Source organism: Microbispora bryophytorum, assembly GCF_006874465.1.
Classification (GTDB): Bacteria; Actinomycetota; Actinomycetes; order Streptosporangiales; family Streptosporangiaceae; genus Microbispora; species Microbispora bryophytorum.
Genome location: NZ_VIRL01000002.1, coordinates 683,367 through 689,938, shown reverse-complemented (window position 1 = coordinate 689,938; position 6,572 = coordinate 683,367). Strand labels below are relative to the sequence as shown.

Below are 6,572 nucleotides of genomic sequence, written 5' to 3'. Positions count from 1 at the left end.
GCCTCAGAAGCCGAACGCCGCGCCGCCCTTGACCCCTGGCTACACATGTACAACCATCACCGCGGACACACCGCGCTGAAAGGCCAGCCACCCATCAGCCGCGTCACCAACCTCCCAGGGCAGTACAGCTAGGTAACCCCTGCCAGCGACTCACTCGTCAACCGATCGGAACAGCGACCACCCTGCGGAGGCAAGAACATGTTCCGACCGTCTGTCATGGCCGCACTGCTCGCAGCCGCACTACTGACCGGCTGCAGCGACTCCACCGGCACAGCCCTGGCCACCTCACCGCCCACCTCGGTCTACACCCCGAGTTCCTCTCTCACCCCGATCCCGAGCGAGACGCCCGCCCCGACCCCGGTAGCGGCCGTCGCCTCCCATACGCCGGCACCCCCCAGGCTGAAGCCAATGAAAGCCCGATCAGCACCGAAGCCGAAGAAGACCCGATCGGCACCGAAACCGACGCCAAGGAAAACCAGGCGCCCACCCCAGCCATCTGTACGCTCCAGTGTCCACCCCGGAGCCTTCTGCTCCCCCGAAGGGGCACTGGGACGCACCAGCGCGGGCACCTCGATGCGTTGTACGTCCCGTCCCGGGGATCGGGCCCGCTGGCGCAGAGCCTGAGTCGAGTCGCCCCGTCGGCGTGATGCTACAAGCGCTGATCGACGCGCACGCCCTCATCCGGACCGAACGGCGCTCAGGAGATCGGGCGGCAGCGGAAATCACGCGTCCCTGCTGCGCGGTCGCACAGATAGGGCGGTCACGGCGACGGTCACGTGCCGACGCGGTCCTGCACGAGTCGCACGCACGCGGCCGCGACCCGTCGCGGCCAGGTCGGCTCACCCAGGTCGGCTCACCCAAGATGGCCGCGGAACCTCGGCCGTCGCGGCCCGGGCCCCAGTTCACGTGATCGTCACATCGCTCCCCTACAGTAGCCTCGTGCGCCCCCCACTGGCCGTGGCCGGCCACACCGACGATGTGCTGGACATGGTCTCCGGCACACTGAGCGAGGCCGAGCGAGAGCGCGCCGAACGTTTCACCCGCAAACGGGACCGCCTCGACTTCGTCGCCGCCCACCTGCTCGTACGGCACTGCGCCGCGGAGCTGCTCGGCGCCCGCGTCCGCACGCTGACCGTGGTGCAGCGCTGCGAGGGGTGCGGGCAGGCCCACGGACGGCCCTGGCTGGCCGAGGCACCCGAGGTGTCGATCAGCCTGGCGCACACCTCGGGCTACGTCTGCGCGGTCGCCGGGTTCGGCCGGGTGGGCGTGGACGCCGAGCACGCCACGAACGGCCCGGCCGACGAGAGGCTGGTGGAGCTCGCGCTGACCCCCGCGGAGGCGAAGCTCGTCGGTGACGACAACCGCAGGCTGATCCGGCAGTGGGTACGCAAGGAGGCGCTGGTCAAACGGGGAGAGCTCACGCTCGACCGGCTGCGCGAGGCGGACCTGTCGGCCCTGTCGCTGGAGGACGGGCTGTCGATCACGCTGGAATGGCGGGGCCGTCACTTCGTCGAGTGGACGGCCGGCACCGTGATCGCCTCCGCGGTCACCGACGAGCCCGCCAAACTACGCCTTCTCGGCGGCTGACCGCCCCGGGGTGGGGTCGAGGAAGACCTGCCGGATCTCCGGGAACCGCTCGGTGAGCCGTCGCTCCACCTGGTCGGAGGCGAGTTCGAGCCGCTGCCCGGACGTCTCGTCGCGGAAGTCGACCTTCGCCGCCACCATGACCTGGCCGGGGCCCATCATGACCGTGACCAGCTCGACGACGGCCTCGACCTCCGGATGGGCGACCAGCTCGCCGCGGATCTCCTCCTGCAACCCGCGCGGCGCCGCCTGGCCGATGAGCAGCGAGGCGTTGGTCCTGATCAGGGTCAGCGCCACGCCGAGCAGCAGCAGCCCGATGACGATCGAGGCGATGCCGTCCCACACGGCCGAGCCGGTGAGCTGCGACAACAGCAGGCCGACGGCGGCCGTCGCGATGCCGATCAGCGCGGCGGAGTCCTCCAGCACGACGGCCTTGAGCACGGTGTCGGAGGTGCGCCGCAGCAGCCGCCCGGGGCTCACCCGCCAGCGACCGGCCTCGCCGCGAAGCTGCCGCAGGGCCTTCCACAGGGAGACCGACTCGATCGCGAAGGACACCGCGAGCACGAGGTACGACACGCCGATGTCACCCAGGCTCTCCCCCGCGGTGATCGTGTGCCAGCCGTGCGTCAGGGAGAACCCGGCCCCCACGACCAGCGTGAAGCAGGCCGCCACGATCGCCCACAGGTAGGCGGCCCGTCCGTGGCCGAGCGGATGGCGGGAGTCGGCGGGGCGCTCACCGTGCCGGACCGCGGCGAACAACACGACTTCGGTGGCCGTGTCGGCCGCCGAATGCGCGGCCTCCGACAGCATCGCCGAGGAGGAGCTCATCAGACCGGCGGCCAGCTTGGCCAGCGCGATGGCGAGGTTGGCCGCGCCCGCGACCACGACGGTGCCGAGGCTCTCACCGTTCTCGCTGTCAGGCATTCCGCTCCGTTCGTTCAAGTGATCTTATGCTGGGCATCATGGACGCCCCTCATTGGCTCACCCCGCAGGAGCAGCGCGCCTGGCGGGCACACCTGGCCGCTCATCGCCTGCTCTTCCACCAGCTCGACCGGGAGCTGCAGGCCATCGGGCTGTCGCTGAACGACTACGAGATTCTCGTGAACCTCTCGGAGAGTCCCGGCCGGCGCATGCGCATGAGCGAGCTGGCCGACGCCACGATCCAGTCGCGCAGCCGGCTGTCCCACCAGATCTCCCGGATGGAGGCCGCCGGCCTGGTGACCCGGCAGGACTGCGAGGACGACCGGCGCGGCACGTTCGCCGTGCTGACCGACCCCGGCTGGGAGATGATCCAGCGGGTGGCGCCGGACCACGTGGCGAGCGTCCGCCGGCACTTCGTCGACCTGATGACCCCCGAGGAGGTGTCCACCCTGGAGCAGATCTACACGCCGATCATCGATCGTCTCCAGGCGCTCCGCGGCATCAGGTGAGGAGGCTGCGGGGCGGCACGGGGTAGGCACCCGGTCCCGACTTCCCGCGACCGGCCGCGCCAAACCGATTCCCGAGGGAGCGCGTACCGGCCACGCCCGCTCGCTACGATCCGGCTGTGCGAACAATCCTCGGGCTCGTCGTGGCCGGCCTGCTGCTCGTGACCGCGTGCAGCGCGAAGAGCGAGGCCGCCCTGCCGGACGGTCCCGCGTTGCTGAAGCGCTCGGCCGAGGCCATGCGGACGGTCACGACGGTCGCCTTCACGATCGCGACCAAGGGCAAGCCCGCCGTACCGGTGCGGCACGCCGAGGGCAGCCTCACCCGGGAGGGCGACGCCAAGGGCACCCTGCAGATCGAGATCGCTGGACTGCAGGAGATCGAGTTCGTGCTCGTCGGCGACAAGGTCTATTTCAAGGGACCCACCGGCGGCTTCCAGACGATGACCCGCCAGCAGCTCCTGGCCCTTTACAACCCCTCCGCCGTGCTGACCGGTGTGCCCGGGCTGCTGTCCACCGCGAAGGACGTACACACGCAGGCGGAGGAGAAGGTCGGCGACGCCACCGCCTACCGGGTGGCGGCCACGCTGTCGCAGGATGTGCTGGCCACGCTGGTTCCCGGCATTCAGCAGGGAGTCACCGGCACGCTCTGGATCGACAAGGCCACCAGCCGCCTGCTCAAGCTCGACCTGCCGCTCACCGGCGGCTCCGTGGCCGTGACCCTGGGGGACTACGACGCCCCCGTGACCATCGCCCCGCCCGCGTCGTGACGGACGCCACCGACGCCACCGACGCCGGCGACGCCACGGACGCGGACGGCGCGGCCGGGCAGACCCGGGCGACCGGAACCGCCGGGCCCTCCGCCCGGCACCGGCGTCTCGCGCTGAGCGTCGGCGGCGCCGCCGTGCTGCTCGCCGCACTCGACGCGTACGTCGTCGTCACCGTGCTCGTGGACGTCGCCGCCGACGTCGGGGTGCCGCTGAACCACCTGGAGCGGGCGACCCCGGTCGTGACCGGGTTCCTGCTCGGCTACGTCGCGGCGATGCCGCTGCTCGGCCGCCTGTCCGACCGGTACGGCAGGCGCGCGCTGATCCACGCCTGCCTGGCCGGGTTCGCCTCCGGTTCCCTCGTCACCGCCCTGGCGGGGAGTGTGCCCGCGCTGGTCGCGGGCCGTACGCTGCAGGGCGTCGCGGGCGGCGCGCTGCTGCCGATCACCATGGCCCTCATCGGTGACCTGTGGGACGAGCGCGCCCGGCCGGTGGCGCTCGGGGTGGTCGGCGCCGCGCAGGAGCTCGGCAGCGTGCTCGGCCCGCTTTATGGCGCGGGCCTGGCCGCGCTCGCCGGATGGCGCGGCATCTTCTGGGTCAACCTCCCGCTCGCGCTGCTGGCCGCCGTCGCCGTGCAGGTGGCCGTCCCCGGCGGGCGAGAGCCGTACGGCCGGCCCTCCGGCGAGTCGGACGCGGGGACGGCGGACGCGAGGACGGTCGACACGGGGACGGCGGGCGCGAGGAGGGCGGACGCGGGGACGGCCGACGCGCGGAAGGCGAACGCCGGGACGGTCGACGCGGGTGGCGGCGTCCTGCTCGCGCTGGCGCTCGGCCTGCTTGTCGCCGGGCTCTACAACCCCTCCCCCGACACGGCCGTGCTGCCGCCGTGGGGACTGCCGTGCGTGGCCGCCGGGGCGGTCGCGGCGGTGCTGTTCGTGCTGTGGGAGATCCGCTCCCCGGTCCGCCTGCTCGACCTGACGGGCGTGCCCAGGACACCGCTGCTCGCCACGCTGGCGGTGAGCCTGCTGGCCGGTGCGGCGCTGCTGGTCACGCTGGTCGACGTACAACTGGCCGCGCAGACGCTGCTCGGTGAGGACGCGGTGGGCGGCGCCCTGGTGCTCACCCGGTTCCTCGCCGCGCTGGCGGTCGCGGCGTTCCTCGGCGGGATCCTGGTGCGGCGGTTCGGCGAGCGCCCGGTTGCCGTCGCGGGGATGGCGGTGGCCGCCGCCGGCTACTGGCTGATCTCCCGGTGGCCGCTCGACCTGGCGTCGGCCGGCGTGCGGATGGACGCCGACCTCGTGGTCGCCGGCCTCGGCCTCGGGGGGGTGATCGCCCCGGTCTCGTCGGCGGTGCTGCGCCTGGTCCCGGCGGCGCGGCACGGCGTGGCGTCGGCGGCGGTCGTGGTGGCCAGGATGATGGGCATGCTGCTGGGCGTGGCCGCGCTGTCGGCCTGGGGCTTCCACCGGTTCCAGTCGCTCACCGCGCACCTGGACACGCCGCTGCCGTTCGGGGTGGACGCGGCCGAGTACGCCCGCAGGCTCGCGGACTACACGGCGCAGGTCCAAGCGGCGCTGCACGCGGAGTACACCGAGATCTTCCTGATCACGTGCGGCCTGTGCGTGCTCGGCGCGGCCACGTCCCTGGCCCTGCCCCGCCGCCGCTCCTGATCCCTGCCGCTCCTGATCCCCGCCTTGGATCCCCGCCGCTGGATTCCCGCCGCTCCTGATCCCGGCCTTACCGCTCCCGCTCCCGCCGGCCGCCGCCCCACCGCGCCCGATCCCGCACCCCTGCCGGGTCAGGCGCCGAACCAGCCGGGCACGTCGAGGCGGAAGACGTCCTGCGGCGTCACCTTCCGCAGGTCGGCCTCCAGGTCTCTGAGCCGCTCGTCCCCGATGACGGCGGCCCAGCGCGCCCGCAGGTCGTCGAAGATCCGGGCCGAGCGCGCCAGGACGTCCACCCCCGACGGCGTGAGCCGTACGATCTTGCGGCGCGTGTCGCGGGAGTCGCGGGCGCGCTCCACGTAGCCGAGGCGTTCGAGCGTCTCGATGGTCTTGCCCGCCGCCTGCTTGCTGACGCCCAGCGTGCGGCCCAGGTCCACCGCGGTCGTGCCCTCCGTGCCGATCGCCTGCATGACGAAGCCGTGCATGGGACGGGCATGCGGATGCCCCTGACGGGCGAGCTCGGCGTGCAGTTCGTCGATGAGAACGCGAAACCCCAGGAAGAGCCGCAGGGGCAGCTCGAAGCCGGGCGGGTCGATTGACACAGATAGACAACCTGGTTCACTATTACCGACAACAACGTTGTCTATCTTAGGAGACGCCGACGATGTCTGTCATCCGTCATGCCCAATCCCGCAGATCCGAGACCCCGGCCGGGGTCATGACCACCTTCGCCTCGCCCACCCTGGGCGGCGCCACGCGGGCCGTGTGGCGCGTCGAGGCGACCCCCGCGACGAGCGGGCCGCCGCACGACTTCGACGCCGAGCAGGTGTGGACGTTCCTCGACGGCACCGCCACCGTCGAACTCGGCGGCGAGACGTTCACGGTCGCGCCCGGCGACACCGTGGTCATGCCGCCCTCGACCCCACGGCGCGTCACGGCGGGCGCCGACGTGGGTTTCACCGCCGTCGTCACCGCCCCCGCCGGGGCCAGGGCCATCCTGCCCGACGGCACGGTGCACGGCGTGCCGCCCTGGATCGCCTGACCTCTGCCCCTCCTCCTTCTCTCGCCCTGCCCCCCGTGGACCGGCCCGGCGACCCGTCCGGCACCCGGCCACCGCTCCGTCTCCAAGGAGTCAC

At 72.5% G+C, this 6,572-nt stretch carries 8 protein-coding genes; 6 read left to right on the top strand and 2 right to left on the bottom strand.

Features of this window, described 5'->3' with window-relative positions; translation table 11 throughout:
• Positions 1–132 (top strand): integrase core domain-containing protein (locus FLX07_RS07490; RefSeq protein ID WP_142568859.1); only part of this gene is annotated, 132 nt, incomplete at its 5' end.
• Positions 133–939: 807 nt separating this feature from the next.
• On the top strand, positions 940–1,587 hold the full coding sequence (locus tag FLX07_RS07485) for a 4'-phosphopantetheinyl transferase family protein (protein ID WP_167748143.1): 648 nt from the start codon (positions 940–942) through the stop codon (positions 1,585–1,587).
• Here the strand turns inward: FLX07_RS07485 and FLX07_RS07480 are convergent.
• Positions 1,567–2,508, bottom strand: a complete 942-nt coding sequence (locus tag FLX07_RS07480; RefSeq protein ID WP_142568857.1) for a cation diffusion facilitator family transporter — start codon at positions 2,506–2,508, stop codon at positions 1,567–1,569. The genes FLX07_RS07485 and FLX07_RS07480 overlap by 21 nt on opposite strands.
• Before the next feature lie 38 nt (positions 2,509–2,546).
• Between FLX07_RS07480 and FLX07_RS07475 the strand changes: the two genes are divergently transcribed.
• The 3 genes from FLX07_RS07475 to FLX07_RS07465 all read left to right on the top strand — a co-directional run bounded on the left by FLX07_RS07475 (position 2,547) and on the right by FLX07_RS07465 (position 5,442).
• On the top strand, positions 2,547–3,014 hold the full coding sequence (locus tag FLX07_RS07475; RefSeq protein ID WP_142568855.1) for a MarR family winged helix-turn-helix transcriptional regulator: 468 nt from the start codon (positions 2,547–2,549) through the stop codon (positions 3,012–3,014).
• 116 nt (positions 3,015–3,130) lie between these two features.
• A complete protein-coding gene (locus tag FLX07_RS07470) occupies positions 3,131–3,778 on the top strand; it encodes an LppX_LprAFG lipoprotein (RefSeq protein WP_142568853.1) in 648 nt (215 codons plus the stop codon).
• A 134-nt stretch (positions 3,779–3,912) separates the two neighbouring features.
• Positions 3,913–5,442 (top strand): MFS transporter, encoded by a 1,530-nt coding sequence (locus FLX07_RS07465; protein WP_229689661.1) that lies wholly within the window; start codon positions 3,913–3,915, stop codon positions 5,440–5,442.
• Between the two features lie 128 nt (positions 5,443–5,570).
• Here FLX07_RS07465 and FLX07_RS07460 read toward each other — a convergent pair whose 3' ends face one another.
• Complete coding sequence (locus FLX07_RS07460) at positions 5,571–6,038, bottom strand: MarR family winged helix-turn-helix transcriptional regulator (RefSeq protein WP_142568849.1); 468 nt, start codon at positions 6,036–6,038, stop codon at positions 5,571–5,573.
• A 62-nt stretch (positions 6,039–6,100) separates the two neighbouring features.
• Here FLX07_RS07460 and FLX07_RS07455 point away from each other — a divergent pair, with 62 nt between their 5' ends.
• The gene (locus FLX07_RS07455; protein ID WP_142568847.1) at positions 6,101–6,478 is read left to right on the top strand and encodes a cupin domain-containing protein; all 378 of its coding nucleotides are present in this window, start codon (positions 6,101–6,103) and stop codon (positions 6,476–6,478) included.
• The last annotated feature ends 94 nt before the right edge of the window (positions 6,479–6,572 follow it).